The 26,575-nt window shown below is 70.4% G+C and carries 19 protein-coding genes; 11 read left to right on the top strand and 8 right to left on the bottom strand.

What is annotated here, in order from left to right; translation table 11 throughout:
* Nucleotides 1-302: 302 nt before the first annotated feature.
* From OHA21_RS24145 to araA, 5 genes are all read left to right on the top strand, one after another.
* On the top strand, nt 303-1,298 hold the full coding sequence (locus tag OHA21_RS24145) for an ABC transporter substrate-binding protein (RefSeq protein WP_328477297.1): 996 nt from the start codon (nt 303-305) through the stop codon (nt 1,296-1,298).
* A 79-nt stretch (nt 1,299-1,377) separates the two neighbouring features.
* Entirely contained in the window at nt 1,378-2,919 is a 1,542-nt protein-coding gene (locus tag OHA21_RS24140) for a sugar ABC transporter ATP-binding protein (protein ID WP_328477295.1), read from the top strand.
* A complete protein-coding gene (locus OHA21_RS24135; RefSeq protein ID WP_328477293.1) occupies nt 2,916-3,938 on the top strand; it encodes an ABC transporter permease in 1,023 nt (340 codons plus the stop codon). The genes OHA21_RS24140 and OHA21_RS24135 overlap by 4 nt, the downstream gene beginning before the upstream one ends.
* On the top strand, nt 3,935-4,960 hold the full coding sequence (gene yjfF, locus OHA21_RS24130) for a galactofuranose ABC transporter, permease protein YjfF (RefSeq protein WP_328477292.1): 1,026 nt from the start codon (nt 3,935-3,937) through the stop codon (nt 4,958-4,960). The genes OHA21_RS24135 and yjfF overlap by 4 nt, the downstream gene beginning before the upstream one ends.
* A gap of 5 nt (nt 4,961-4,965) precedes the next feature.
* Entirely contained in the window at nt 4,966-6,450 is a 1,485-nt protein-coding gene (gene araA, locus OHA21_RS24125) for an L-arabinose isomerase (protein ID WP_328477290.1), read from the top strand.
* A gap of 38 nt (nt 6,451-6,488) precedes the next feature.
* Here araA and OHA21_RS24120 read toward each other — a convergent pair whose 3' ends face one another.
* Complete coding sequence (locus OHA21_RS24120; protein WP_328477288.1) at nt 6,489-7,199, bottom strand: laminin G domain-containing protein; 711 nt, start codon at nt 7,197-7,199, stop codon at nt 6,489-6,491.
* Nucleotides 7,200-7,457: 258 nt separating this feature from the next.
* On the opposite strand from OHA21_RS24120, the gene OHA21_RS24115 reads away from it, so the two are divergent.
* The gene (locus OHA21_RS24115; RefSeq protein ID WP_328477286.1) at nt 7,458-8,120 is read left to right on the top strand and encodes a hypothetical protein; all 663 of its coding nucleotides are present in this window, start codon (nt 7,458-7,460) and stop codon (nt 8,118-8,120) included.
* A gap of 4 nt (nt 8,121-8,124) precedes the next feature.
* On the opposite strand, the gene OHA21_RS24110 is transcribed toward OHA21_RS24115, so the two are convergent.
* Nucleotides 8,125-9,765, bottom strand: coding sequence for an amidohydrolase (locus tag OHA21_RS24110; RefSeq protein WP_328477284.1), 1,641 nt, complete (start codon nt 9,763-9,765; stop codon nt 8,125-8,127).
* A gap of 67 nt (nt 9,766-9,832) precedes the next feature.
* Between OHA21_RS24110 and OHA21_RS24105 the strand changes: the two genes are divergently transcribed.
* From OHA21_RS24105 to OHA21_RS24090, 4 genes are all read left to right on the top strand, one after another.
* Nucleotides 9,833-11,320: an AAA domain-containing protein gene (locus tag OHA21_RS24105; RefSeq protein ID WP_328477282.1), complete on the top strand. Its 1,488-nt coding sequence runs from the start codon at nt 9,833-9,835 to the stop codon at nt 11,318-11,320.
* A complete protein-coding gene (locus tag OHA21_RS24100; RefSeq protein WP_328477280.1) occupies nt 11,317-12,042 on the top strand; it encodes a hypothetical protein in 726 nt (241 codons plus the stop codon). Before OHA21_RS24105 ends, OHA21_RS24100 begins: the two co-directional genes overlap by 4 nt.
* Before the next feature lie 64 nt (nt 12,043-12,106).
* Complete coding sequence (locus tag OHA21_RS24095) at nt 12,107-12,655, top strand: TetR/AcrR family transcriptional regulator (RefSeq protein WP_328477278.1); 549 nt, start codon at nt 12,107-12,109, stop codon at nt 12,653-12,655.
* Between the two features lie 23 nt (nt 12,656-12,678).
* Nucleotides 12,679-14,865, top strand: coding sequence for an MMPL family transporter (locus OHA21_RS24090; RefSeq protein ID WP_328477276.1), 2,187 nt, complete (start codon nt 12,679-12,681; stop codon nt 14,863-14,865).
* A 1,234-nt stretch (nt 14,866-16,099) separates the two neighbouring features.
* Here the strand turns inward: OHA21_RS24090 and OHA21_RS24085 are convergent.
* The 6 genes from OHA21_RS24085 to OHA21_RS24060 all read right to left on the bottom strand — a co-directional run bounded on the left by OHA21_RS24085 (nt 16,100) and on the right by OHA21_RS24060 (nt 22,628).
* Nucleotides 16,100-17,200, bottom strand: coding sequence for a glycoside hydrolase family 53 protein (locus tag OHA21_RS24085; RefSeq protein WP_328477275.1), 1,101 nt, complete (start codon nt 17,198-17,200; stop codon nt 16,100-16,102).
* A 24-nt stretch (nt 17,201-17,224) separates the two neighbouring features.
* Nucleotides 17,225-18,322 carry a glycoside hydrolase family 53 protein gene (locus OHA21_RS24080; protein ID WP_328477273.1) on the bottom strand — a complete coding sequence of 366 codons (1,098 nt, stop codon included), beginning with the start codon at nt 18,320-18,322 and terminating at the stop codon, nt 17,225-17,227.
* A 95-nt stretch (nt 18,323-18,417) separates the two neighbouring features.
* Nucleotides 18,418-19,434, bottom strand: a complete 1,017-nt coding sequence (locus OHA21_RS24075) for a LacI family DNA-binding transcriptional regulator (RefSeq protein ID WP_328477271.1) — start codon at nt 19,432-19,434, stop codon at nt 18,418-18,420.
* Nucleotides 19,435-19,448: 14 nt separating this feature from the next.
* A complete protein-coding gene (locus OHA21_RS24070) occupies nt 19,449-20,294 on the bottom strand; it encodes a carbohydrate ABC transporter permease (RefSeq protein WP_328477269.1) in 846 nt (281 codons plus the stop codon).
* A 1-nt stretch (nt 20,295) separates the two neighbouring features.
* Nucleotides 20,296-21,327, bottom strand: coding sequence for a carbohydrate ABC transporter permease (locus tag OHA21_RS24065; protein ID WP_328477267.1), 1,032 nt, complete (start codon nt 21,325-21,327; stop codon nt 20,296-20,298).
* Nucleotides 21,324-22,628, bottom strand: a complete 1,305-nt coding sequence (locus tag OHA21_RS24060) for an ABC transporter substrate-binding protein (protein WP_328477265.1) — start codon at nt 22,626-22,628, stop codon at nt 21,324-21,326. Before OHA21_RS24060 ends, OHA21_RS24065 begins: the two co-directional genes overlap by 4 nt.
* 210 nt (nt 22,629-22,838) lie before the next feature.
* Here OHA21_RS24060 and galT point away from each other — a divergent pair, with 210 nt between their 5' ends.
* Nucleotides 22,839-26,207: a galactose-1-phosphate uridylyltransferase gene (gene galT / locus OHA21_RS24055; protein ID WP_328477263.1), complete on the top strand. Its 3,369-nt coding sequence runs from the start codon at nt 22,839-22,841 to the stop codon at nt 26,205-26,207.
* The last annotated feature ends 368 nt before the right edge of the window (nt 26,208-26,575 follow it).

The following is a 26,575-nucleotide window of genomic DNA, read 5'->3' as shown; positions in this document are numbered from 1 at the left end:
GATCTGTGTGGGCACGTGCGCGATCGCTGCTTCGTGGCCGGCCGAAACGGGGTCCGGTGTGGGTGCGGGTGTCGCCATAGGAGGACGTGTAGCAGGTGACGGCTCGATGACCATGAGCGATACCGCCGTTCTTGCAACTGATCGGAAACGTTGATCCGGATCTCTTGACTCGGGTGTTGAGAACGGTAACACTCACGAAACGCAAGCTGTGACGGTCGTCGCAGCGGTACGGCAATTCATGCGGTCCTGGCAGGTCAGCCAGCCGCTGCAAATTTTGTGAACGGTAACAGTTTCGGGAGGTAATGGTGCGCAGGAACTTGACCGCGGCCGTGCTGAGCGGCGTCCTGGCCGTCTCGGCGCTCGCCGGGTGCGGTGGCAACGGCGACGACGCGGGCTCGGGCTCCGGCGACGGTGGCGACGGCAAGATCACCCTCGGTTTCTCCCAGGTGGGCGCCGAGAGTGGCTGGCGTACGGCGAACACCAAGTCGATCCAGGAGTCGGCGAAGGAGGCCGGCATCGACCTGCAGTTCTCCGACGCGCAGGGCAAGCAGGAGAACCAGATCTCGGCGATCCGCAACTTCATCACGCAGAAGGTCGACGTCATCGCCTTCTCGCCGGTGGTCACCTCCGGCTGGGACGCGGTGCTCAAGGAGGCCAAGGACGCCGACATCCCGGTGATCCTGACCGACCGGGCCGTCGACTCGCAGGACAAGTCGCTCTACAAGAGCTTCATCGGCTCGGACTTCGTCGAGGAGGGCAAGAAGGCCGGCCAGTGGCTGGTCGAGCAGTCCAAGGGCAAGCCCGGCCCGATCAACATCGTCGAGCTGCAGGGCACCACGGGCTCGGCGCCGGCCATCGACCGGCAGAAGGGCTTCGCCGAGGCCATCGCGGCCGACCCGAACCTGAAGGTCGTCAAGTCGCAGACCGGTGACTTCAAGCGGGCCGACGGCAAGACGGTCATGGAGACCTTCCTGCAGTCCACCCCGGACATCGACGTGCTCTACGCACACAACGACGACATGGGCCTGGGCGCCATCGAGGCGATCGAGGCGGCCGGCAAGGTGCCCGGCAAGGACATCCAGATCATCACCGTGGACGCGGTCAAGGACGGCATGACGGCGCTCGCCGATGGCAAGATCAACTTCATCGTGGAGTGCAGCCCGCTGCTCGGCCCGCAGCTGATGGACCTGGTCAAGAAGACCAACGCCGGCGAGGAGATCCCGACCCGGGTCCTCACCGAGGAGACCACCTTCACCCAGGAGCAGGCGAAGGAAGCCCTCCCCACCCGTCAGTACTGATCGATAACCCGCTTGTTGCCCCGGCCGGCCCGGCCGGGGCAACAACGGGCTTCGAGACTCAGCTCGAAACGGAGCACCAATGGGCGAGCAGTCCCCGGTCCTGGAGATGACCGGGATCCGAAAAGTCTTTCCCGGCGTCGTCGCACTCGACGGCGTCGATTTCCGCCTGTTCCCCGGTGAGATCCACGCCCTCATGGGGGAGAACGGGGCCGGCAAGTCCACCCTGATCAAGGTTTTGACCGGCGTCTACGAGATCGACGGCGGCGAGATCGAGCTCGGTGGTGAGCCGGTGCGGATCTCCGGACCGCTGCAGGCCCAGCAGGCCGGGGTCAGCACGGTCTATCAGGAGGTCAACCTCTGCACCAACCTGTCGGTGGCGGAGAACATCTTCATCGGGCGGGAGCCGCGGAAGTTCGGCCGGATCCAGTGGGGCAAGATGCGGCGGCGCGCCGAGGAGCTGCTCGCCCGGCTTGACCTGCACCTCGACGTGTCGGCGCCGCTGGACAGCTACTCGCTGGCCATCCAGCAGATGGTCGCCATCGCCCGCGCCGTGGACGTCTCGGCACGCGTTCTCATCCTCGACGAGCCGACCTCCAGCCTGGACGCCTCCGAGGTGGAGCAGCTGTTCGCGGTGATGCGGCGGCTCAAGGCCGACGGGGTGGCGATCCTGTTCGTCTCGCACTTCCTCGACCAGATCTACGAGGTCTCCGACCGGCTCACCGTGCTGCGCAACGGCCAGCTGATCGGGGAGTACCGCACCGCGGAGCTCCCGCAGGTGCAGCTCGTCGAGAAGATGATCGGCAAGGAACTCGCCGCGCTGGAGGACCTGGAGGACAAGGCGCAGCGCACCCGGGCCCGCGCGGCCGAGGCCAAGCCGCTCATCGAGGCGAAGAGTCTGGGCCGGACCGGCGCGATCGCTCCGTACGATCTGACCATCCACGAGGGTGAGGTGGTCGGGCTGGCCGGTCTGCTCGGCTCCGGGCGTACCGAATTGGCTCGTCTGCTCTTCGGCGCCGACAAGGCGGACACCGGTGAGCTGCACATCGACGGCAAGCCGGCCAACCTGCGCAGCCCGCAGGTCGCGATGAAGCGCGGGATCGCCTTCTCCTCGGAGAACCGGCGCACCGAGGGCATCCTCGGTGACCTGAGCGTCCGGGAGAACATCATCCTGGCGCTGCAGGCATCGCGGGGCTGGACCCGTCCGATCCCGCGCAAGCGGCAGGACGAGATCGTCGAGAAGTACATCAAGGCGCTGCAGATCCGGCCGGCCGACCCGGAGCGCCCGGTCCGCAACCTCAGTGGCGGCAACCAGCAGAAGGTGCTGCTCGCCCGCTGGCTGATCACCGAGCCGAAGCTGCTCATCATCGACGAGCCGACCCGCGGCATCGACGTCGGCGCCAAGGCGGAGATCCAGAAACTGGTCGCCGAGCTGTCCGACGGCGGTATGGCGGTGCTCTTCGTCAGCGCCGAGCTGGAGGAGGTGCTCCGGCTCAGCCACAAGATCGAGGTCCTGCGGGACCGGCGGCTGGTCGAGGAGCTGGAGAACACCGCCGACATCGACGCGGACCGCATCATGCAGACGATTGCTAGTGGACAGACCGCCAGCGGAGCTACCTCATGACGTCCATCCTGAAGAACCGGTTGTTCTGGCCGTCCGCCATCCTGGTGGCGCTGCTGGTCGTCAACATGTTCACCTCCAATCAGTTCGTCACGGTCCGGGACGGCCACCTCTTCGGCACCCTGATCGACATCCTGCGCGGCAGCGCGCCGCTGGTCCTGGTCGCCCTGGGCATGACCCTGGTGATCGCGACCGGCGGCATCGACCTGTCGGTGGGCTCGGTGATGGCCATCTCCGGCGCCACCGCCTGTCTGCTGATCAGCGACCTCGGCAACCAGAACGACGTGGGCGCGGTGCTGCTCATCATCCTCGTCGCGATCGCGGTGTCGGCGCTGATGGGTCTGTGGAACGGCGCGCTCGTCGCGGTGATCGGCATCCAGCCGATCATCGCCACGCTGATCCTGATGGTGGCCGGCCGGGGCATCGCCCAGCTGATCACCGACGGCCAGATCATCAACGTCCAGTCCCGGCCGTACGCGACGATGGCCACCGGGTTCTTCCTGGCGCTGCCGGTGGCGTTCCTGATCGCCACCGCCGCCGTCGTCCTGATCACTCTGCTCACCCGGCGCACCGCGCTGGGCCTGCTGCTGGAGTCGGTCGGCGGCAGTCCCACCGCCAGCCGGCTGGCCGGCATCGGGGCACGGCGGATCACGATCATGGTGTACGTGGTGTCCGGCGCCTTCGCCGGCCTGGCCGGCCTGATCTACAGCGCCAACATCAAGAGCGCCGACAGCATCGCGGCCGGCAACCTGATCGAGCTTGACGCCATCCTGGCCGTGGTGATCGGCGGAACCGCGCTGATCGGTGGCCGGTTCTCGATCGCCGGCACGGTCATCGGCGCGATCCTCATCCAGACGCTGTCCGTCACCGTGGTCGCGGTCGGTGTGCCGTCCAAGGCCACCCTGCTGTTCAAGGCCGTGGTAGTGGTCGCGCTCTGCCTGTCCCAGTCGCCGACCTTCCGCCAGAAGGTGTTCGGGCGCTTCAAGTCTCGACCCGCCGTCCGGGCGGAGGTGCCAGCATGACCACTGTCGACATCACCCCGGAGACCGGCAAGAAGCCCGAGTCGCCGCTCAACCCGCGCCGCCGGGTGTACCGGCCGAACGCCAAGTACATCCCGATCCTCGCGACCCTGGCCCTGCTGGTGATCATGTACAGCAGCGCGGTGGCCAACTACGAGAACTTCGGGCAGCCGAGCGTCGTGGTCAACCTGTTCCGCGACAACGCGGTGCTGCTGGTGGTCGCGGTCGGGATGACCTTCGTGATCCTGACCGGCGGCATCGACCTGTCGGTGGGCGCGGTCATCTCGATGACCACCACGCTGACCGCCACGCTGCTGCAGGGCGGGTGGCCGCCGCTGGTCGTACTGGTGCTGGTCCTGGTCCTGGGCTCGCTGCTCGGCGCCGGGCAGGGCGCGGTGATCCACTACTTCAAGGTGGAGCCGTTCATCGCCACCCTGGCCGGCCTGTTCCTGGCCCGCGGCATCGCGCTGTTCATCAACCAGGACTCGATCCCGATCCGCGACGGGATGTGGAAGGCGATCTCGGAGTACCGCATCCCGCTCGCCGACGGCGTCGTCACCAAGCCGATCGCCATCATCGCGCTGGTCACGGTGCTGATCGCCGCCGCGGTGCTGGCCTGGACCCGGTTCGGCCGCAACGTGTACGCCATCGGCGGCAACGCCGACTCGGCGCTGCTGATGGGCCTGCCGGTGGGCCGCACCCGGATCGCCGTCTACACCATCAGCGGTTTCTGCGCCGCGCTCGGTGGCGTGCTGTTCAGCATCAACTCCACCTCCGGCTGGGCCCTGCAGGGCAGCGGCCTGGAGCTCGATGCGATCGCGGCGTGCGTCATCGGTGGTGTGCTGCTGACCGGCGGTTCCGGTTATGTGCTCGGCACCCTGCTCGGCGTGCTGGTCACCGGCCTGATTCAGACGATCATCATCTTCCAGGGCGACCTCAACTCCGCGTGGACCCGGATCATCGTCGGCGTTCTGCTCTTCGCCTTCATCGTCATGCAACGGCTCGTCACCAGAAAGGTGAAGTAACCCCGATGAGCAACGCGGAAGTCTGGTTCCTCACCGGCAGTCAGGGCCTCTACGGCCCGGAGACGCTGGAGCAGGTCGCTTCGCAGTCGCAGGAGATCGCCCGCACCCTGAACGGGCAGCTCGACGTGGACGTGGTCTGGCAGCCGGTGCTGACCACGCCGGAGCAGATCCTCGACGTCTGCCGGCGGGCCTCGTCGACCCCCGGCGTGCTCGGCGTGATCACCTGGATGCACACGTTCTCCCCGGCGAAGATGTGGATCGCCGGGCTGGACGCGCTGCGGGCCCCGCTGCTGCACCTGCACACCCAGCACAACGTGGCGCTGCCCTGGTCCGAGATCGACATGGACTTCATGAACCTCAACCAGGCCGCGCACGGCGACCGGGAGTTCGGGTTCATCGAGAGCCGTCTGGGCGTACCCCGCAAGACCGTGGCCGGGCACGTCACCAACCCGGCGGTGGTCTCGCGGATCTCCACCTGGGTGAAGGCCGCCCGCGGCTATGCCGCGATGCGCAGCCTGAAGCTGGCCCGCTTCGGTGACAACATGCGCGATGTCGCGGTCACCGAGGGGGACAAGGTCGAAGCGCAGTTGCGCTTCGGTGTCTCGGTGAACACGTACGGGGTGAACGATCTCGTCGCGGTGGTGGACCAGATCCTCGACACCGAGATCGACAAGGTGGTCGCCGAGTACCAGGACATCTACGAGATCGCCCCGGAGCTGCTGGGGGAGCGGCTCGACTCGCTGCGCTACGCGGCCCGCATCGAGCTGGGCCTGCGGCAGTTCCTCACCGAGGGCGGGTTCCGGGCGTTCACCACCAACTTCGAGGACCTGGGCGGGCTGCGCCAGCTGCCCGGTCTGGCCGTGCAGCGGCTGATGGCCGACGGCTACGGCTTCGGCGGTGAGGGTGACTGGAAGACCTCGGTGCTCGTGCACACGCTCAAGGCGATGGCTCCGGGTGGCGCCACCTCCTTCATGGAGGACTACACCTACGACCTGACGCCGGGCAACGAGGTGATCCTCGGCGCCCACATGCTCGAGGTGTGCCCGACCATCGCCGCCGGCACCCCGCGGGTGGAGATCCACCCGCTCGGCATCGGCGGCCGCGAGGACCCGGTCCGGCTGGTGTTCGACGCCGTCCCCGGTCCCGCGGTGGTGCTCGGCCTGGCCGACCTGGGGGAGCGGTTCCGCCTGGTGGCCAACGAGATCGAGGTGGTGCCGCCGACCGAGCCGCTGCCGAAGCTGCCGGTCGCCCGGGCGGTGTGGAAGCCCGCGCCGTCGCTGTCCACCTCGGCCGAGTGCTGGCTCACCGCGGGCGGCCCGCACCACACCGTGCTGTCGGCGTCGGTGGGCGCGGAGGAGTTGGCCGACCTGGCCGAGATGGCCGGCACCGAGTTGCTGGTGATCGACGAGGCGACCACGACCCGGTCGTTCGTCAAGGAGGTGCGCTGGAATCAGGCGTACCACCGCCTGGCCCGCGGCTTCGGCCGCTGATCATGTGCCCGGCGCGGCCGTGTCGGCCGCGCCGGGTGTCAGTCGGTCTCGATCAGGACGTAGTCGAGGTCGCCGGCGTAGTAGTCGCAGCCGACCTCGACCTGGTCGCAGTCGAGCTTGCCGCCGATGGTGACCGGCCATCCGTTGGCGATCGGCCCGGTCCAGCCGGTCTTCGACGCCACCAGGCGCCCGTCGATGATCAGGGCCACCCCGCCCCGGACCCGGGCGCACTTGACCATGTGCCAGTACCCGTCGTTGATCCGGTACGGCGCGAAGACCTCGACGGTGCCCGCGGAACCCCGGTACGTGCACTCCACGCGCCCGTTCGGGATCTGCAGCTTGAAACTGCCGCCGGCCACCGTGGCCTGTCCCTTCTGAACGATGTTGCCGAACTTGCCGGTGGTGCGCAGTCGCAGCGTCACCGCGAAGTTCCGGCTGCCCGGGTTCAGGGCCGCGTGGTGCGGGACGACGACCAGGTGCCCGGGGCGTGCCGGCGGGGTGTCCGGTTCGAGGCGTTCGAAGCGGTAGCCGCGGTCGGTCTCCGCGGGCGTCCCGGTGCCGACCTCGTCGCCGACCCGGCCGTGCAGGCCGTTGCCGCTGCTGTCCAGCATCCGGCTGGTCCCGCTCGGCTCGTTCATGCTCCAGAACGCGACCACGCGGTCGGAGTCGGCTTCGGCCGGTGCGGCTGCCCCGATGGTGAGGACGGTCAGGGCGGCAGTCAGTAAGACCGCGGAGCGGCGTGATCCCATGTATCGAGCCTAATGGGCGGCTTGTGGTTTTTTGTCCAGAATCACCAAACGGCTACCCCGGGTGATCGATCGGTTACCGAAGCTCTCTCGCATCCGTCCAGTTCAGCTTGGTAGCATCCGCCGATCATGGTCAGTGCTCCGGCCGGGAATTCCGGAGCGGCACCGGTCGAACCGGTGCGTCAGCCAGGCTGACAAGCAGAGAAGGATCGTGTCGAAGTGCTGCTCAATGGGACGAACGGTGAAACCTCGGAGCACGCGGTGATCGCACCCAACCCCGGCCTGCCGAACCAGGCTCTGCAAGTGCTGGCCCTCGCTCAGCGTACGGCCGAGGAGCACGTGGCCAGTGCCCAGCACCACGCGGACAAGATCCGTACGGACGCGCTGGCCGCCGCCGAACAGATCGCCCGCGACGCGCAGGCCCACGCCAACAACGTGCGCCGCGAGGCGGACCGGGTGATGGCCGAGGCGCGGGCCGCCGCCGAACAGATGGCTCGCGACGCGCAGTCGCACGCCGAGGAGGCCCGCCGCACCGCCGAGAAGATCGTCGCGGACGCCCGGTCCCGGGCCGAGACCATCGGCGCCGACGCGGTGGCCGGCGCCGAGCAGCTGCGCCACCAGGCCCAGCAGCGCTACGACGACGTCGTCGGCAGCCTGGGCGCCAAGCGGGAGTCGCTGCAGGCGCAGATCGAGGCCCTGGAGGACTTCGACCGCGAGTACCGCAGCCGGCTCACCGCCTTCATGCAGGGCCAGCTGCGCGCCCTGTGGATGGACGCGCCGCAGGTCACCGGCGACATCATCGAGGAGGAGCCGATCGCCGAGGAGCTGGAGGCCGCCCCGGCCCCGCCGCGGCACGCCCAGGCCGCCGACGAGAACTTCGACGAGGACCTCGACGACGAGAAGGACGAGCCCGCCGCCAAGTGAGGCGTCAGGCGTCCGGGGCCGCGTACACCCGTCGTCCGTCGACGTAGGTGAGCGCGACCCGGGCGTCGCCGATCTCCCGGGCCGGCGCGGCGAACGGGTCGCGGTCCAGCACCACCAGGTCGGCCCGGTTCCCCGGCCGCAGCGTGCCGGCGTCGTCGAGCCGGTTCACGTACGCCGAACCCGCCGTGTACGCCGTCAGCGCGGCTCCCAGATCCAGCGCCTGCCCGCCGAGGAACGGCTCGTAGTCGCTGCCGTGGTGCGCCCGGTTCACCGCGACGTGGATCGCCTGCAACGGGTCCGGCGTGGTGACCGGCCAGTCGCTGCCGGCTGCCAGGTGCGTCCCGGCCCGCAGCAGATCCCCGAACGGGTACTGCCGCGCGGCCAGCGCCGGGTCCAGGAACGGGATGGTCAGGTCGTCCATCTGCGGCTCGTGCGACGCCCAGTACGCCTGCAGGTTCGCCGTCGCCCCCAGCGCCCGGAAGCGGGGCACGTCCTGCGGGTGCACCACCTGCAGATGCGCCAGGTGCGGCCGGGTGTCGCGGAACCCGTTCGCCGCCCGGGCCGCGGCCACCGCGTCCAGCGCGTCCCGGACCGCCCGGTCGCCCAGGGCGTGGAAGTGCACCTGGAAGCCGAGCGCGTCCAGCTCGGTCACATAGCCCGGCAGGGCCGCCGGGTCGATGAACGACAGTCCCCGATTCGTGGTGGCGCACCCGCACCCGTCCAGGTACGGCGAGGTCATCGCGGCCGTGAAGTTCTCCGCCACCCCGTCGAGCATCAGCTTCACGGTGTCGCTGCGCAGCCGCCCGACGGTGAACCGCTCGCGCTTGGCGACCAGGTCCGGGATCTGTTCGGCGCCGAAGTCACGGTCCCACCAGAGCGCGCCGATCACGGTCGCGGTGAGCAACCCCTCGGCGGCCGCCGTCCGGTACGCGTCGGACACGTCCGGATAGCCGTTCGTGCCGCAGAGCATCGCGTCCTGCCAGGCCGTCACGCCGAGCGAATGCAGCAGCTCCTGCGCCCGGAGCAGACCCGCCAGCCGTTCCTCCGGCGTCACCACCGGCAGCAGCGCCGCGACCAGCTGCATGGCCCCCTCCTGCAGGCCACCCGCCGGGGAGCCGTCGGGCGCCCGGTCGATCCGCCCGTCCGCCGGATCGGTGGAATCCGCGGTGATCCCGGCCGCCTCGAGCGCCCGGCTGTTCACCCAGGCGCCGTGGTGATCCCGGTTGACCAGGTACACCGGCCGGTCGGGGACCACCCGGTCCAGCAGTTCCCGGCCCGGCACGCCACCCGGGAAGCTCTCCATCGCCCATCCGCCGCCGGTGATCCACTCCAAGCCGGGGTTGCGGTCCGCGTACGCCCGGACCCGTCGCAGGTACTCGTCGAGGTCGGTGGTGCCGGACAGGTCGCACTGGGTCAGCTCGACGCCGCCCAGCACCGCGTGCACGTGGGCGTCCTGGAAACCGGGGAGCAGCAGCCGGCCGCGCAGGTCCACGGTCTCGGTGTCCGGGCCGGCCAGCTCGCGTACCTCGTCGGCGCCGACGGCGAGGATCCGGCCGTCGCGGACGGCGACCGTGGTGGCGTTGGCGCGTGCCGGGTCGGCGGTGAACACCGGCCCGCCGGTGAGGATCAGGTCAGCGGAGATCATGGCCTTCAGCCTGCCCGATCCGGATGATTCTTTTGGAGGCTATCCACCGCGCAACTATGGTGGGCGAATGGCGTCGACCTCTGTCGATCTAGATCGCGACGGGAACGACGGCTTCTGCGTGGCCCTCGAGTTCGCCCTGAGCGCGGCCCGCGGGCCGGCCGGCGCTGCCGCGCGCGTTCCGGCGCAGCGTGACGCCGGTCTGGACGAGCGGATTCAGCGCGACGCCGTCGTCCGGCTGCGGGCCGGAGCCACCGTCAACCCCCGGCTGCTGCCCCTGCTCGCCGACGCCCGGTATGCGCCGGTCCCGCCCGGGGCCGCCGAGGACGACGTGGTGGGGCGGGCTCTGGGCGTACCCGATCTGGTGTGTCTTCTGGCGCCGCCCGGCGTGACCCGGACCCGGACCGTGCTGGAGATCGTGCGAGCCGCCGCGGAGCGCGGCGAGCGGGTGCTGATCGCCGCGCCCACCTCGGCGGCCCTCGACGTGCTGGTGTCCAGGCTGCCGGCCGGGCCGACCGTGATCCGCGTCGACCAGGGCGGGACCGGGCCGGGCACGCCGGCTGCCGCGGCCGCCGAGACCCAGCGCAAGATCCTGGCCCGGTCGCAGGCCGCCGTGCACCGGCTCGAACCGTGGCTCGGCGAGCCCTCCCCGGCGGCCGGCTGGCTGCGCCGGCTGACCAGCGCGCTCGATGCGGCAGCGCAGGCGCGGGAGGCGGCTGACCAGGCCGCTTCCGGGCGGGACGAGGTCGCCTCCGCGGCCCGGGAACGGCTGAGCGGTCCGGTCCGGGAAGCGCAGCGGGCCGCCGAGGTCGCGGAACGCGCCGTGGCCCTCGCCGCCGAGTCGGTGGACCGGTTGACCGAGGCGTTGCGCCGGGCCGAGAGCTCCCGCTTCGGGTGGTGGCGGGCCGGGCGGCTGCGCGGCCGGCTGGCCCAGGCGGTGCCGGCCGCGGCGAGCGCGCGGACCGCGCTCAGCCGGGCCCGGGCCGAGTTCGCGGACCGCTCCGCCGAGCTGGACAAAAGCGTGGAACAGGACGATTCGGTACGCTCCGCAGCCGACCGGGCCGCCTTCGCCGACCTGGCCGCACACCGCGCCCTGGAGTCCGCCGAACGGTCCGCCCACCAGCTCACCCGCATGCTCGACGGGGTCGTCGCGGAGCCGGAGTGGACCGCGGACGCCGCCGGGATGACCGGGTTCGCCGGCCGCTGCCGGGAGCTGGAGCCGGTGCTGCGGGGCCGGGCCGCGCTGCTGCGCGAGTGGCGGCAACGGGCCGCCCGGCCGACCCGGCAACTGCACACCGAGCTGCTGCGTTACGCCGACGTGCTGGCCGCCACCTGCCTCGGGATCGGCCGGCCGGAGTACGGCGAGCTCGAGTTCGACCTGGTCGTGGTCGAGGACGCCGGACGGGTCCCGGTGCCGGCCGCCCTGGTGCCGCTGGTCCGGGCCCGCCGGGCGATCCTGGCCGGGGCGACCGGCCGGCGGCCCGGCGCGCTCACCGGCAGCATTCTTGACCTGATCGCCACCCGGGCGCCCGCGGCGAACCGGATCAGCCTGTCGTGAACCTGCCGCTGCGCGAGGTGGCCCGGCGGGTCGACGCGCTGCCCGGCGTACGGCCCCGGCGGATCCGGCCGCTGCTGCTGCCGACGTGGGCCGCCGAGGTCACCGCGACGGTACGCGAGAGCCAGCCCTACGACGTCTTCGACCGCTACCTGTCCCGGGCGGTCGCCGAGGCCGGCCTCTCCGACGTCGCCGAACTCGCCGAGTTCCTCGGTGCGGAGCCTGCCTTCGTGGCCCGTACGGTGCGCTTCCTGACGGGGATGGGGCACCTGTCCTCCTCGGCCGAGGGCAAGATCGTGCTGACCGAGCTGGGCCGGCTGTCGGTGGCTGACGGGCGGCGCTACCAGCTGGCGCGGGGGCGGCGGATGCGACTGCGGTTCGACGGGTTCACCGGCGCGCCGGTGCCGTACCACTGCGCGACCCGGTCGTCCTGGCAGACCGCTCCGGAGCTGACCCTGCCGGACGGGACGAGTTTCCAGCCGGTGCCGGCCGTCCTGGAGCTGCCCGGCACGGCGGTCGGGGATCTGCTGCGCCGGCCGGACGTCGACGAGTTCACCGGTCCGGCGGTCCCGGTCGAGGTGGAGCCGGTGGCGGTCCGGCCCGCCTGGCTACCGGTGTACCTGGTCGAGTGCGAGGACGAGCCGCTCGTCTTCGGTGGCGAGGTGGACGGGCCGGATCCGTACCTCGCCGGGTTTATCCCTTTCCTGGCAGGGAAAACCTTCTGAAAGTGTGGGGACCACCACGGTCCCCTTCGGACCAGGTTGGTCCATTACGGTCTACGGTGGTCCTATGCCGCGCCCGACCAAGCAGCAGATCGACGACGAGATCCTGGACGCCGCCGCGAGCCTCTTCGCCCGGCACGGGTTCAAGGAGACGTCGGTGCAGCGCATCGCCGACACGGTCGGCTACTCGAAGACCGGCCTGCTGCACCGCTTCCCCACCAAGGAGGCGCTGCAGGAGGCCGTGATCGCGCGCTGCGTCGGCCAGCTCCACGAGATCGGTGCGCGCAGCGCCGAGCTGCCCACCGGGCCGGAGCGCGACCGCGCCGTCATCGTCGCCGTCGCGCAGCTCGCGCTGGCCCAGCCCGGCGTCGTCGCGCTGCTGCTCTCCTCCCTGCTCAGCGAGCCGGAGAGCGAGATGGGGACGGCGTTGCAGGCCATCGGCGAAGCCATCGCCACGGCCTTCGGCGACGAGTTCCTCTGCGACCAGACCCGTGCGCTGCGGGTCACCGGCGCGCTCGGCGCCATCGCGGTCGCCAGCGTCGCCCTGCGTGACCACCTGACCCCCGAAGCCATGGCCGTCCTCGTCGAGGTCGGCTACAACGCGCTCGGGCACTGACCCTCGGAAGGACTTCCCTCCACATGGCAACCCTGTTGCACCGCCTCGGGCTGGCGTCCGCACGGCACCGGATCGCCGTGACGATCGCCTGGCTGGTGGCCCTGGTCGCCGTCGGCGTCGGCGCGGCCACGCTCTCCGGCACCACGGCCAACACCTTCAGCATCCCCGGCCAGGAGTCGACCACCGCGCTCGACCTGATGACCGACAAGTTCGGGGCGGCCTCGGCGGGCGCGACCGTCCAGGTGGTCTTCGAGGGTCAGGACGGCGACAAGGTCACCGACCCGCAGAACGCGGCGGCGATCACGCAGGCCGTGGCGTCCCTGGCCGAGCTGCCGGGTGTGGTGTCGGCGAGCAACCCGTTCGACGAGGCCGCGCCGACGATCTCCCGGGACCAGGTCGCGGCGTACACCACGGTCACCTACGACGTGCAGCCCTCCGAGGTCACCGACGACCAGCGGGCCGCGCTGCTCAGCGCCCTCGACCCGCCGCGCGCGGCGCTGCTCACCGTCGAGGCCCGCGGTGAGGCGCTCAGCAACCCGGCCGACATCGGCGGCGCCTCCGAGATCCTCGGCGTCGTGGTCGCCCTGATCGTGCTGGCCCTGACCTATGGCTCGCTGGTCGCCGCCGGGATGAACCTGCTGACCGCCATCGTCGGCGTCGGCATCGGCGCGGCCGGCATCGTCACCCTCACCGGCTTCGTCGACCTGCAGTCCACCACCCCGATCCTCGCGGTGATGCTCGGCCTCGCGGTCGGCATCGACTACGCGCTGTTCATCGTCACCCGGCACCGGCACGAGCTGCGCCGCGGCCTCGCCGTCGAGGACGCCGCCGCGATGGCGGTCGGCACCGCCGGTGCGGCCGTGGTCACCGCCGGCCTCACCGTGGTGATCGCGCTCGCCGGCCTCTCCGTCGTCGGCATCCCGTTCCTCAGCGAGATGGGCATCGCCGCCGCGGCCACCATCGTCATCGCGGTCCTCGTCGCGATCACCCTGGTGCCGGCCATCCTCGGCTTCATCGGCGCCCGCGCCCTGCCCCGCAAGCTGCGCGGCGTGCCGGCCGCCGAGGAACTCCCCGACGGCCGCGGCTTCATCCGCGGCTGGGCGAACTTCGTGGCCAACCAGCGGGTCCTCAGCCTGGTCCTGGCGGTCGCCGCGCTCGCCGTCATCGCTATCCCGTTCTTCTCCATGCAGACCACGCTCAACCAGCGGCCGTCCGAGGGCAGCACGCAGTACTACGCGCAGGAGATTATCGACACCCGCTTCGGTCCCGGCGTGAGCAGCCCGCTGCTGATCCTGGTCGACGGTCCGAACGCGGTCGCGTACGCCGCCGAGGTCCAGAAGCAGGTCGCCACCCTGCCGGACGTCGCCCTGGCCACCCCGGCCCGGCCCAGCCAGGACCAGTCCGCCGCGCTGATCACGATCATCCCGGCGTCCGGCCCGGAAGACGAGAAGACCGTCGACCTGGTCCACAACATCCGCGACACCATCGCGGACGCGGACGGCGCCGAGGTCTACGTCACCGGCAACACCGCCATCAGCATCGACGTCTCGCAGAAACTCAACGACGCGCTCCCGGTCTACCTCGCCCTGGTCGTCGGCCTGGCGTTCGTGCTGCTGGTGCTGGTGTTCCGGTCGATCCTGGTGCCGGTCGTCGGCGTACTCGGCTTCCTCCTGACCATCGGCGCCGCCTTCGGCGCCACCGTCGCCGTCTTCCAGTGGGGCTGGGCCGCCGGCGCGGTCAACGCCGGCTCCACCGGCCCGATCCTCAGCCTCGCGCCGATCATCATCGTGGGCATTCTGTTCGGCCTGGCCATGGACTACCAGGTCTTCCTGGTCTCCCGCATGCACGAGGCCCACGCCCACGGCGCTTCGCCTCGCGACGCCATCGTGACCGGCTTCCGCCAGGCCGCCCCGGTGGTCATCGCGGCCGCCACCATCATGTTCGCGGTATTCGCCGCGTTCGTCCCGGAAGGCAACGACACCATCAAGCCGATCGCCTTCGCCCTCGCGGTGGGCATCGCCTTCGACGCCTTCATCGTCCGCATGATCGCGGTCCCGGCGGCCCTCGCCCTGCTCGGCGGCGCCGCCTGGTGGCTCCCGGCCTGGCTGCGCTGGCTCCCGGAACTCGACGTTGAGGGCGCGGCCCTGGAGCGCAAGCCCCCGGCGGTCGGTCCGGCCGCCCCGAAGCACTCCGCCACCAGCCCCGCCTGACCCGGCTGACCCGCCCGGCGCCGTCTCTCCAGGGACGGCGCCGGGCCCTTTTTCGGTACGGGCGCCGCCCGCGCCCGCCGAATCGTCCCCGTCCCCGGCTGCCGCTCGCGACCTGGGCGCGGCGCAAGGCCCCAACGCCGCCGCCGGGCTGAGCAGCCACTCCCGGCTGACCCCCACCGCTGCTTCACCGCCCCGGATACGACGCTCACGGTCAGCCCGCATGACCCGGCTGACGCCGAGCGCTGCCTCCGCGGCTGGGATACGACACTGGCGGTCAGCTCTCTGATCCGGCTGACGGTGAGTGTTGTTTCTTCGGCTGGGATACGACGGTGGCGGTCAGCTGTCTGGTCCGGCTGACGGTGAGTGTTGTTTTTTCGGCTGGGATACGACGGTGGCGGTCAGCTGTCTGGTCCGGCTGACGGTGAGCGCTGTCTCCGCGGCTCGGATACGACACTGGCGGTCAGCCGAGGCGGCTGGCGTTGGGGTACCGATTAGGGCGGCTGTTGGGTGTTTGGCTGCCGGCCGGCTTGGTCGCAATGCCACTTGGCTTAAGTCGATCTTGGAGGCTGGGAGGCCTCCGACTGAACACGCTCACCCGCCAAGATCAACATGCGGTGGAGCGTGGATCTTCCCGGCTGGCTTTCACGGCTGTTCGCGATGCCCCGGAACAGCCGTGAGAGCCAGCTGGATCTCCGTGGCTGGCCGTCACGGCTGTTCGAGCGCTCCGTAAACAGCCACGAGAGCCAGCCGGATCGTCACCTCTGCCACGCCGACCGGCTGATCATGAGGCTGAGGGCGCAATCCCTGCCAAGGGCGCCCGGCCGCACAAGATCAATCTGGGCTGAGTGGCAATGGGCTTGGTCGGGCTGGCTTTGAGGTGCCGAATAGGGCGGTCGTCAGGTGCCTGAGTGCCAGCCGGAACGAAGTTGGCTGGTGTCGTGTGCCCGATCTGGGACCGGCACGCGACGAACCCGGGCGAGCTGCGCTTGGTGAACGGATCCGACGGCGGGAGCAGGTGGGCGGTTTGGCTGCTGACCAGGAGGGCGCGCTGGGGCCGGCCTGGTGCGGTGGCCGCGGGACCACCTGCATGGGCCCGGCGGTCGCGCTGGGGCCCGGCACGGCAGAAAGATCGCGTCGTAGTAGGGGACGGCGTAGATTTCGGTGGGGCGGCGTCGCGCGTACCGGAAAGGGTGCCGGCCCGGCGCTGGGGCCGGGCCGGCGTGAAGAGGGCGAGTTATGCGGTCCAGCGGAGGTTGGGGTTGACGTTGCCGGTCCAGTCGAAGGTGGCCATGTTGTCCCACCCGTCGCCGGTGCCGTTGATGTCGGCCGGGTCCCAGCCGTTGCCCTTGATGGCGTACCAGGTGGGTTCCCAGTAGAAGACGCCGATCGCGCCGGCGTTGCGGGCGGTGTTCTGGACCCAGGTGAACTGTTGGGCCTGGCCGGCCCATGTGGCGGGGATGTTGTCGCAGAGGACGGTTCCGGGGATGGAGTTCTTCTCGCTGTCGGCGTCGGCGCTGGTGAACTGGTAGGCGGTTTCCGCTACGACGACCGGCTTGCCGTAGCGCGTACGCATGTCGGTGATGACGTTGTAGAGGTTGGCCAGCGTGCCGTGCCACATGCAGTAGTAGGAGAGCGCCGTGATGTCCCACTGCACGCCGGCCGCGCGGATGCCGTCGTAGAACCAGCGGGCGTTCGTGAGGCTGTCCGAGTTCGCGGTGTGGATCATGACCTGGGTGGAGCTGTTGCAGGCCTTGGTGGCGTTGTAACCCTGCTTGAGCAGCGACGCGAGCGGGGCGAAGTTGCTGTTCACCACCTGGCCGCGGGGCCACAGCATGCCGACGTTGATCTCGTTGCCGATCTGCACGCTGTCGGGGGTGGTGCCCTGGGCCTTCAGCGCGGTGCAGACGTCGTACGTGTAGTTGTAGACGTCGGACTGCAACTGTGTGAGGGAGTGTGCGGCCCAGGCGGCGGGCGGGTATTGCTTGCCGGGGTCCGCCCAGGTGTCCGAGTAGTGGAAGTCGATCAAGAGACGTAACCCGCGCGCTTTGATCGCCCGGGCCTGCTGCAGCACCTTGGCTTTGTTGTTGTAGCCGCTGGCCGGGTTGTTCCAGACCCGCAGCCGCATGTAGTTCGCGCCGGCCTGGCGAAGGATGTCGTAGGGGTCGGTGGCGACGCCGTTCTTGTAGTACTTGGCGCCCAGGTCGAGGCTGCGCTGCAGGGAGGACACGTCAGCGCCGAGCATGGTCAGGGGCGCGGCCTGGGCGGGGGCGGGGGTGAGTGCCACGGTGACCGCGAGGACGGCGGTCGCGAGGAGGGCACGCAGGGACGGTTTCATGGGCGCTCCAACGAAAAAGGGGGATCAGCGCTGCCAGCGGAGGTACGGGTTGACGCGGCCACCGTCGTCGAAGGTGGCCATGTTCTCCCAGGCGTTGCCGGAGTTGAGGATGTCCTCGGTGTCCCAGCCGTTGCCGTCGATCGCGGTCCAGGTCGGCTCCCAGTAGAAGACGCCGAGCGCCCCGGCCTCCCGGGCCACCTGCTGCACCTGGGCGAACTGCTGCGCCTGCCCCTGCCGCGTCGCCGGGATCCCGTCGCACGGCGCATCCGACAGGATGATGTTCTCCAGGTGGTCGAAGTTCTCGGTGGTCCACGGGTACGCCGTCTCGGCGATCACCACCGGCTTGGCATAGCGCGCCTTGACGTCGGTGAGGACCGTGCGCAGGTTGTCCAGCGAGCCGTGCCACATGCAGTAGTAGGAGAGCGCGGTGATGTCCCACTTCACGCCCTGCGCGGTGATCCCGTCGTAGAACCAGTGCGCCGCGTCGATGTTCCCGGCCAGCGCCGTATGGATCATGACCTGGGTGGCTCGGTTGCAAGCTTTTGTCGCCGCATAGCCGGATTTGAGAAGACCAGCCAGCGGCCCGAAGTCACTGTTGTTCACATAGCCGGCCGGCCACAGCATGCCGACGTTGATCTCGTTGCCGATCTGGATGCTGTCCGGCGTGGTGCCCTGCCGCTTCAGGCTGGTGCATACGTCATACGTGTAGTCGTAGACATCCTTCTGCAGCTGTTCCAGGGAGTGCCCCTCCCAGGCTGCCGGGATGAACTGCTTGCCGGGGTCCGCCCAGGTGTCCGAGTAGTGGAAGTCGATCAAGAGACGAAGGCCGCTGGCCTTGATCGCCCGCGCCTGGCGGAGGACGTGGGCCTTGTTGCTGTAGCCGCTGGTCGGGTCGTTCCAGATGCGCAGCCGGGCGTAGTTCGCGCCGGCTTTGCGCAGGATGTCGTAGGGGTTGTCCCGCTTGCCGCGGGCGTCGTAGAACTTCGCGCCGAGTTCGAGCGCGCGCGGCAGGGTGGAGATGTCGGCGCCGCGCATGGTGAGACCTGGTTTTTCGACTGCGGCAGCGGGTGCGGGGATGAGGGTCACCGCGAGGATGGCGGCGACCACGGTGGCGAGTTTCATTACGCTCCTTTGTGGACTAAAGGGACGAAATGTGCCGGGAGCCGGCCTCGATCAAGGGGGGAGATCGAGGCCGGGCCCGGGGGGCCCGATAAAGCTCAGGCTGGGGAGGAAGAACGGATCACCAGGCTGGTGGGCACGGTGATGGAGAGCGGGGTACGCCCAGCGATCACATCCACGAGAAGACGGACCATCTCCTCGCTGATGCGTTCCAGTGGATGCCGCACGGTGGTGAGCGGCGGTTCGGTGGTGGCGGCCAGCCCCGAGTCGTCGAAGCCGACCACCCGGACGTCGCCCGGCACGTCGCGGCCGGCCTCACGCAGCACTGGCAGGGCGGCGGCGGCCATCGCGTCGGAGGCGGCGAACACGGCGTCCACCTCCGGCACCCGGTCGAGCAGCGTACGCATCCCGGCCGCCCCGCTCTGCCGGCTCCAGTCGCCGTGCACCACGTACGCCGGGTCGACCGCGATCCCGGCCGCGGTCAGCGCGTCGCTGTAGCCGCGCAGCCGGAAGACGCCGCCGAAGGTGTCCTGCGGCCCGGTGATCGTGGCGATCCGCCGGCACCCGGACGCCAGCAGGTGCTCGACCGCCGACCGGGCGCCACCCCAGTCGTCGGCCGACACCGAGCTGATGGTGTCCTCGAAACCGAGCACCTGGCCGCAGGCCACGATCGGCACCTGCGCCTGGACCAGTTGCCGCAGCAGCGGGTCCCCGGAGTGCGGGGAGACCAGCAGCACGCCGTCGACGTGCCCGCCGTTGAGGAACTCGATGGTCCGCCCGCGCTCCTCCGGCGTCGACGCGATCATCAGGATCAGCGTCAGCTGCCGGTCGGAGAGCGCCTGCGCCACCCCGCGCAGCAGCACCGAGAAGTTCGGGTCCTCGAAGAGCAGGTGCTGCGGCTCGGTGAGCAGGAACGCGATCGACCCGGAGCGGCCGGTCGCCAGGGACCGGGCGTGCTGGTTCGTCGTGTACCCGGTCCGGGAGATGGCGTCGCGGACCGCGCGGACCGCTTCCGGGCTCACCCAGTCCCGGCCGTTGAGCACCCGCGAGACGGTGGCATAGGACACCCCGGCCTCGCGAGCGACATCGCGAATGGTGGGGCGTTTCCGGGACACGTTCGGGATCATAGTCAGGCCTTGACCCCGCCGGCGGCCAGGTCGACCTGCCAGTACCGCTGCAGCGCCAGGAACAGCGCGATCAGCGGGATGATCGACAGCAGCGCGCCGGTCACCACCGAGGTGTACATGGCCGGCTGGTTCGCGCCCTGGTTGAGCAGGCCGTTGAGCCCGACGGTGATCGGGTAGAGCTTGTCGTCGCCGAGCATGATGTACGGCAGCATGAAGTTGTTCCAGATCGCGACGAACTGGAAGAGGAAGACGGTGACCAGGCCGGTCCGCATCATCGGCAGCACCACCCGGGCGAAGGTGCGCCAGTCGCCGGCCCCGTCGATGCGGGACGCCTCCAGGATCTCGGTGGGCACCGACGCGGCCGCGAAGATCCGGGCCAGGTAGATGCCGTACGGGCTGATGAAACTGGGCAGCAGCACCGCCCAGTAGGTGTTGGTCATCCCGACCTTGGCCAGCAGCAGGTACTGCGGGATGGCCAGGATGACGCCGGGCACCAGGACGCCGGCCAGGATCACGTTGAAGACGAAGCTCTTGCCGCGGAACTCGAACTTGGCCAGGGCGTACCCGGCCATCGCCGAGATCAGCGTGGAGACGGCCGCGCCGACCCCGGCGTAGAGGGCGGTGTTCGCCATCCAGCGCCAGTACAGGCCCTCGCGGTAGCCGGCCAGGTCGACGATGTTCGCCCAGAGATGGGTGCTAGGGGCCAGGGTGAAGGTGGAGAACAGCTCGCCGGCGCTCTTCGACGAGGCGATCACCACCCAGAGGACGGGGAGCAGGCAGTAGGCGGCGCCGAGCAGCAGGAGCGTGGTGGCGAGCGGGCTGCGCTTCTTCAGAGCCAGGGCAGTCATGTCAGTCCTCCTGGTTGAAGGCCCGGCGCCCGACGAGCTTCAGGAAGCCGAAGGACAGGATGAACGTGGCGAGCGCGATGACCACCGAGGTGGCGGCGGCCGCGTAGATGTCGTTGCGGACGAAGGCGTCGCGGTAGACCTTCATCAGCGGGGTCCAGGTCGTCGAGATGGTGTTGCTCAGCGGTTTGAGCGTCATCGGCTCGGCGAAGACCTGCAGGGTGGCGATCAGCGAGAAGACGAACGTCATCACCAGCGACGGCATCACGATCGGGATCTTGATGCGCCAGGCGATGGCCACCTCCGAGGCGCCGTCGATGCGCGCCGACTCGTACAGGCTGACCGGGACGGCCCGCAGCGCGGTGTAGATGACGATCATGTTGAAGCCGGTGCCGCCCCAGATCGCGATGTTGGCGACCGCCCAGATCGTGCCGGACGAGGAGAGCATGTTCGGCGCGGTGATGCCGGCGAGCTCGAACAGGTCGGTGATCGGGCTGACCCGGGGCAGGTAGAGGAAGCCCCAGAGCAGCGAGGCGACCACGGCCGGCACCGCGTAGGGCAGGAAGATCGAGATGCGGGAGAACTTGCCGATCGACTCCCGCGTGCGGTTGGCGTCCAGCAGCAGCGCGAACAGCAAAGCCAGGCCGAGCATGGTGGGGACGACGATCAATCCGTACGCGCCGACCCGTGCCACGCTCGGCAGGAAGTCGGGGTCGGACAGCGACCGGGCGTAGTTGCTCAGCCCGGCCCACACCTCGGTCCGCGCCTTCGCGCCCAGGCCGAGCCCGCTGACCTGCACCTTGCGCAGGCTCAGGTACCCGGCGTAGACGATCGGCGCGGCCAGGAAGAGCGTGAAGAGCACCAGCGCCGGGGCGAGGAAGGCGTACGGGACGCCGGACCGCCGGGTTTTTCGGCCGGCCGCGGGCGGGGTCACCGGTGCGGCGGTGGAACTGCGAGCGGGGGTGATCAGCGACATCGCCGAATCTTCCTTTCCGAGGCCCGGGCGGGTGGGCACCCGCCCGGGCTGTCCGGTCATCCGGCGACGGTGAAGCCGCTGTTCTTCATGTCGTCGACCGTGGTCTGCTGCATGGTGACGAGCGAGGAGGTGAAAGCGGCGGCCTTCTTCGACTCGGCGGCCTTGCCGAAGGCGTCGTTGAACGCGCTGTACGCGACGTTGACGTTCGGGCCGTAGGTGAACGGCTTCGTGGCCTTCGCGGCGTCGGCGGCGATCGTGTAGAAGTCGGCCTGGTCCGAGAAGAACGCCGGCGGGGTGGTCAGCACGCTGGTGGCCTCGGTCGCGGCCGGGTAGACGTTCGCCGTCGTGGCCAGCAGCTTCAGCGCCTCCGGGTCGCTGTTGAGCCAGGCCACGAACTGGGCGGCCTGCTTCTTGTGCTTGCTCTGGGTGGTCACGCTGGTCGCCGAGCCGCCCCAGTTGCCGGTGGCCGGGCTCGCGGCGTCCCACTGCGGCATGGGCGCGGCCTTCCACTTGCCCTTGGTGTCCTTGGCGCTGCCCTCGAGCACGCCGGGCGCCCAGACCGCGCTGACCCAGCCGACCTGGGTGCCGTCGTTGAGGGCGGTGTTCCACTCCGGGGTGTACATCGGCTTGTTGTCGATGACGCCCTTCTCGACCAGCCCGCCCCAGTACGAGGCGACCTTCTGGGTGGCCGCGTCGTTGATGTTGACGGTCCACGACTCGCCGTTCACGCCCCACCAGGAGGCGCCGGCCTGCTGGGCGAGACCGGCGAACAGGCCCGCGTCGGTGGCCGAGAAGGTGCCGAGGTACTGCTTCGGGTCCGCCTTGTGGATCTTCTCGGCCGACGCGGCGTAGTCGTCCCAGGTCTTCGGCGCCTGCAGACCGTTCTTCTCGAAGACGTCGGCGCGGTAGAAGAACATCAGCGGGCCGGAGTCCTGCGGTACGCCGTACACCGCCTCGGAGCCCAGGGTGACCCCGTTCCAAGCGCCCTCGGGGAACTTGTCCTTGAGTGAGCCGGCCTCGCCGGCGATGTCGGTGATCGCGTCGGCGGAGACCAGCGTCGGGATCTTCTGGTACTCGGCCTGCATGATGTCCGGCGCGCCGCTGCCGGCCTTGATCGCGGTGAGCAGCTTGGTGACGGCCGGGTCGCCGCCGTCCTGCTTGTTGACGGTGACCTGGATGTCGGGGTTCTTGGCGTTCCAGGCGGCGACGACCTTGTCCATGTTCGGCGCCCAGCTCCAGTAGGTCAGCGAGACTGGGCCGGTGGTGCCGCTGTCGGATTCGTCGGAGCCGCCGCAGGCGGTGGTGGTGAGCAATGCAGCCGCGGTCAAAGCCGCCATGAGCGGCGCGAATTTCGTCTTCATCGATCCTCCTTGATCGGCTTCGCGGGGGACGGAAAGCCGGGGACGGGAGCCCGCCGGAAGGCATCAGCCTCGGTCGGTCCCTGTGACCGGTTACAGTGCTGCTGTTACGGCGATGTGTCAAGACCTTGCGTCGCACCCGTTACGCCTGTGTATCGTTCGGGCTCGCCGGTCTGTGACCGGTTACAGTCAAACCCGCAAGGAGCTGATCCCATGCCGCTCTTCGTTCGTCATCAACCCTGGGCGACGCCCTCGCGCCGGCCGCGGATGAGCAACGACGAGGACGTCCGCGCGGGGCTGTCGCTGACGAGCCGCTACCTGCTCCGCGACGGGCAGCCGGTCATTCCGGTCTCCGGCGAGCTGCACTTCAGCCGCGTGCCCCGGCACCGCTGGGCCGAGCGGCTGCGGCAGATGAAGGCCGGCGGGGTCACCGTGGTCGCCACCTACGTCTTCTGGCTGCACCACTCGTCCCGCCGCGGCGAGGCGCGCTTCGACGGCAACCTGGACGTGGCCGCGTTCGTGGACCTGGCCGTCGAGACCGGCCTGGACGTCGTGCTGCGGATCGGGCCCTGGTGCCACGGCGAGTCCCGCAACGGCGGCTTCCCGGACTGGGTGCAGCAGGCGCCCGTGCGGCACCGCACCGACGACCCGGCCTACCTGGAGCTGGTCGCCGAGTGGTTCGCGCAGATCGGCACGCAGATCGCCCCGAAAACGGACCGGCTGCTCGGCATCCAGTTGGAGAACGAGCTGTACGACCAGCCGCAGCACCTGATCACGCTCAAGCGCCTGGCCCGCGAGGCAGGCATGTCCGCCCCGCTCTGGACGGCCACCGCGTGGGGTGGCGCCGACCTGCCCGAGGCCGAGGTGCTGCCGCTCTACGGCGGCTACGGCGACGGTTTCTGGGTGGACGCCGACGCGCCGTGGGACCCGACCTTCCGCGACCACTACTTCTTCTCCCACATCTGGGACGACGCGGGGATCGGCGCCGACGTGCGGCGGGCCCAGGCCATCGAGGCGGCGAGCGGCGGTCCGCGTACCCCGTCCGATCTCTTCCCGGCCGCCACCTGCGAACTCGGCGGCGGCATGGCCACCGCCTACCACCGGCGGCCGCGGCCCAGCGCCCTGGACGTGGCCACCATCGCGCACTGCAAGATCGGCAACGGCTCGGCCTGGCAGGGCTACTACATGTACGCCGGCGGCACCAACCCCGGCCCCGGCATGCAGGAGTCGCACGCCACCGGGTACCCGAACGACATCGCGCCGCTCGGCTACGACTTCCACGCCCCGATCGGCGAGGCCGGCACCCTGGCCCCGAGCCACGCCGAACTGCGCCGCCAGCACGCGTTCCTCGCCGCGTTCGGCGCCCGGCTCGCCGAGATGCCGTCCAGCCTGCCGCTCGTCCGCCCCTCCGGCGTGGAGGACCGCGAGACCCTCCGCTGGGCGCTGCGCAGCGACGGCCGGAGCGGTTTCCTCTTCGTCGCCTGGCACCAGCCGCACTTCCCGCTGGCCGTCTATCGGGGTGCCCGCTTCCGGGTCGAACTCGACGGCAGTGCGGTCGAGTTCCCCGCGCAGCCGATCGACATCCCGCCGGGCACACTGGCCCGCTGGCCGATCGGACTCACCCTCGGCGGCGTCCGGATCGACTGGGCCACGGCGTCGGCGCTGACCGTGCTTCCGGGCGCGGTGCCCACCCTGGTGCTGGTCGCCGAGGACGGCATCGACCCTTCGCTGTCTGTCGGGGGCGAGGTCCGCGACATCGTTCCCGGTCTCGAGCCGGTCCGGTTCGACGGTCTCGACGTGCTCGTCCTCCCGGCCGGGACGGCCGGTTCGGTCTGGGTGGTCGAGGAGGCCGGCCGCCGCCTGCTGCTCAGCGAGGACGAGCTGCAGTGGGACGCTTCCGGGCAGGTGACGGTCAAGGCCGTCAAGACCGCGGGCGTACGCGCATACGACCCCGCCACCCGTGCGTTCACCGATCTGGCCGTCGACGTGCCGGCGCCGGTCACCGCGGACGCCGTCGTCGAGCCGGTGCGCCCGGCCGCCGCAACGGTGCCGGTCACCTACGGCAAACACGAGGGCCGACCGTCCGCCCCCGCCCCGGACGTCTTCGACGAACTGGCCGCCGTCCACCGCCTGGTGCTGCCGGACTGGGCCGCGGACCGCGACCGGGACGCGCTGCTGCGGATCCGCTGGGCCGGCGACGTCGGTGAGCTGCGGATCGACGGCCGGACCGTGACCGACCGGTACTGGGACGGGTCCGACTGGATCGTCAACCTGGCCGACGCCGGGTACTCGGCCGGCGCCGAGGTCACCCTGCACCTGCTGCCACTGGCCGCCGGGTCGCCGGTGCACGTGCCCGCCGAGGTCCGCGACCGGCTCGCCGCCGTCGAGGACCAGCTGCTCGCGATCGACGAGGTCGAGGTGATCGGCCGGGGCATCGGCGTCGAGCCGGTCCGGGAGCACCGGGTCCGCAAGACGGTCCGGACCATGGCCGACGGACGGGAGATCATCTACTTCGACGACTCGGAGCCGTACGTCTCCGGGGCCGCGGACCGTCGAGCCGTGGACGCCCGGCCGTTGCCGCCCGCCGAGGAGGTGCTGCGCGGCGGCGCCCAGGTCCGGTACGACCCGTTGACCGGCGAGTGGATCGCGATGGCCTCGCACCGCAACGACCGGACCTTCCTGCCGCCCGCCGACCAGGATCCGCTCGCGCCGACTGTGCCCGGCGGGTTCCCCACCGAGATCGCCGAGGCCGACTACGACGTGGTCGTCTTCGAGAACCGGTTCCCGTCGTTCTCGCAGCGCAACGGCGGCGCACCCGGACTGGTCGACGGCGATCCGCTGTGGCCGGTGCGGCCGGCTGACGGGCGTACCGAGGTGGTCTGTTTCTCCTCGGCCCCGCAGGGGTCGTTCGGTTCGCTGAGCCCGCACCGCGCCCGGACAGTCATCGAAGCCTGGGCCGACCGCACCGCTGAACTGGGCAAGCAGCCCGGCGTCGAGCACGTCTTCGTGTTCGAGAACCGCGGTAGGGAGATCGGCGTGACGCTGCCGCATCCGCACGGGCAGATCTACGCGTTCCCGTTCGTGCCGCCGAAGGCCGCCCGGATGCTGGAGATGGCGACCCGGCACCGCGAGGCGACCGGCGGCAACCTGTTCCGCGACATCCTGGACGCCGAACGCCGCGCCGGTACCCGCGTCGTGACCGCGACCCGGCACTGGACCGCCTACGTGCCGGCCGCCGCCCGGTGGCCGGTCGAGGTCCACCTGGCCCCGCACCGCGACGTCCCCGACCTGCCCGCCCTGACCAGCGCCGAACGCGACGACCTGGCCCGCATCTACCTCGACGTGCTCGGCCGGCTCGACCGCTTCTTCCCCGGCCCGGAGCCGCTGCCCTACATCGCCGGCGTCCACCAGGCTCCGGCCCACACCGGCCGCGACCTGTTCCGCCTGCACCTGCAGGTCTTCTCCATCCTGCGCGCCCCGGCCAAGCTGAAATACCTGGCCGGCGTCGAATCCGCGATGGCCGCCTGGATCAGCGACACCACCCCGGAACGCACCGCCGCCCGCCTCCGCGAAGTCGCCTGACGAGGCCCGGCTGCAGGATCAGGGCTGATCCTGAACCCCGGACCAGCCCTGATCCTGCTGGCCTGCCTGGGCGGCGGCTCGTGCTCGCCGGCCGTCGGTGAGACGTCCTACGGCGGGTTGGTTGGCTGCCTGGGCGGCGGCTCGTGCTCGCCGGCCGTCGGTGGGAGGTCCTACGGCGGGTTGGTTGGCTGCCTGGGCGGCGGCTCGTGCTCGCCGGCCGTCGGTGGGAGGTCCTACGGCGGGTTGGTTGGCTGCCTGGCGGGCGGCTGGTGGTTGCTGGCCGCCGGTGGGACGTCCTACGGGCTGACTCCACGGCAGGGAAGCGACCCTGACGGTCAGCCGGACGGCCGACTGACCGGCGACGCCAG

It is taken from the genome of Actinoplanes sp. NBC_00393 (assembly GCF_036053395.1).
Classification (GTDB): domain Bacteria; phylum Actinomycetota; class Actinomycetes; order Mycobacteriales; family Micromonosporaceae; genus Actinoplanes.
Note: the sequence above shows the minus strand (reverse complement) of the source record. Positions and strands in the feature narration are given on the sequence as shown.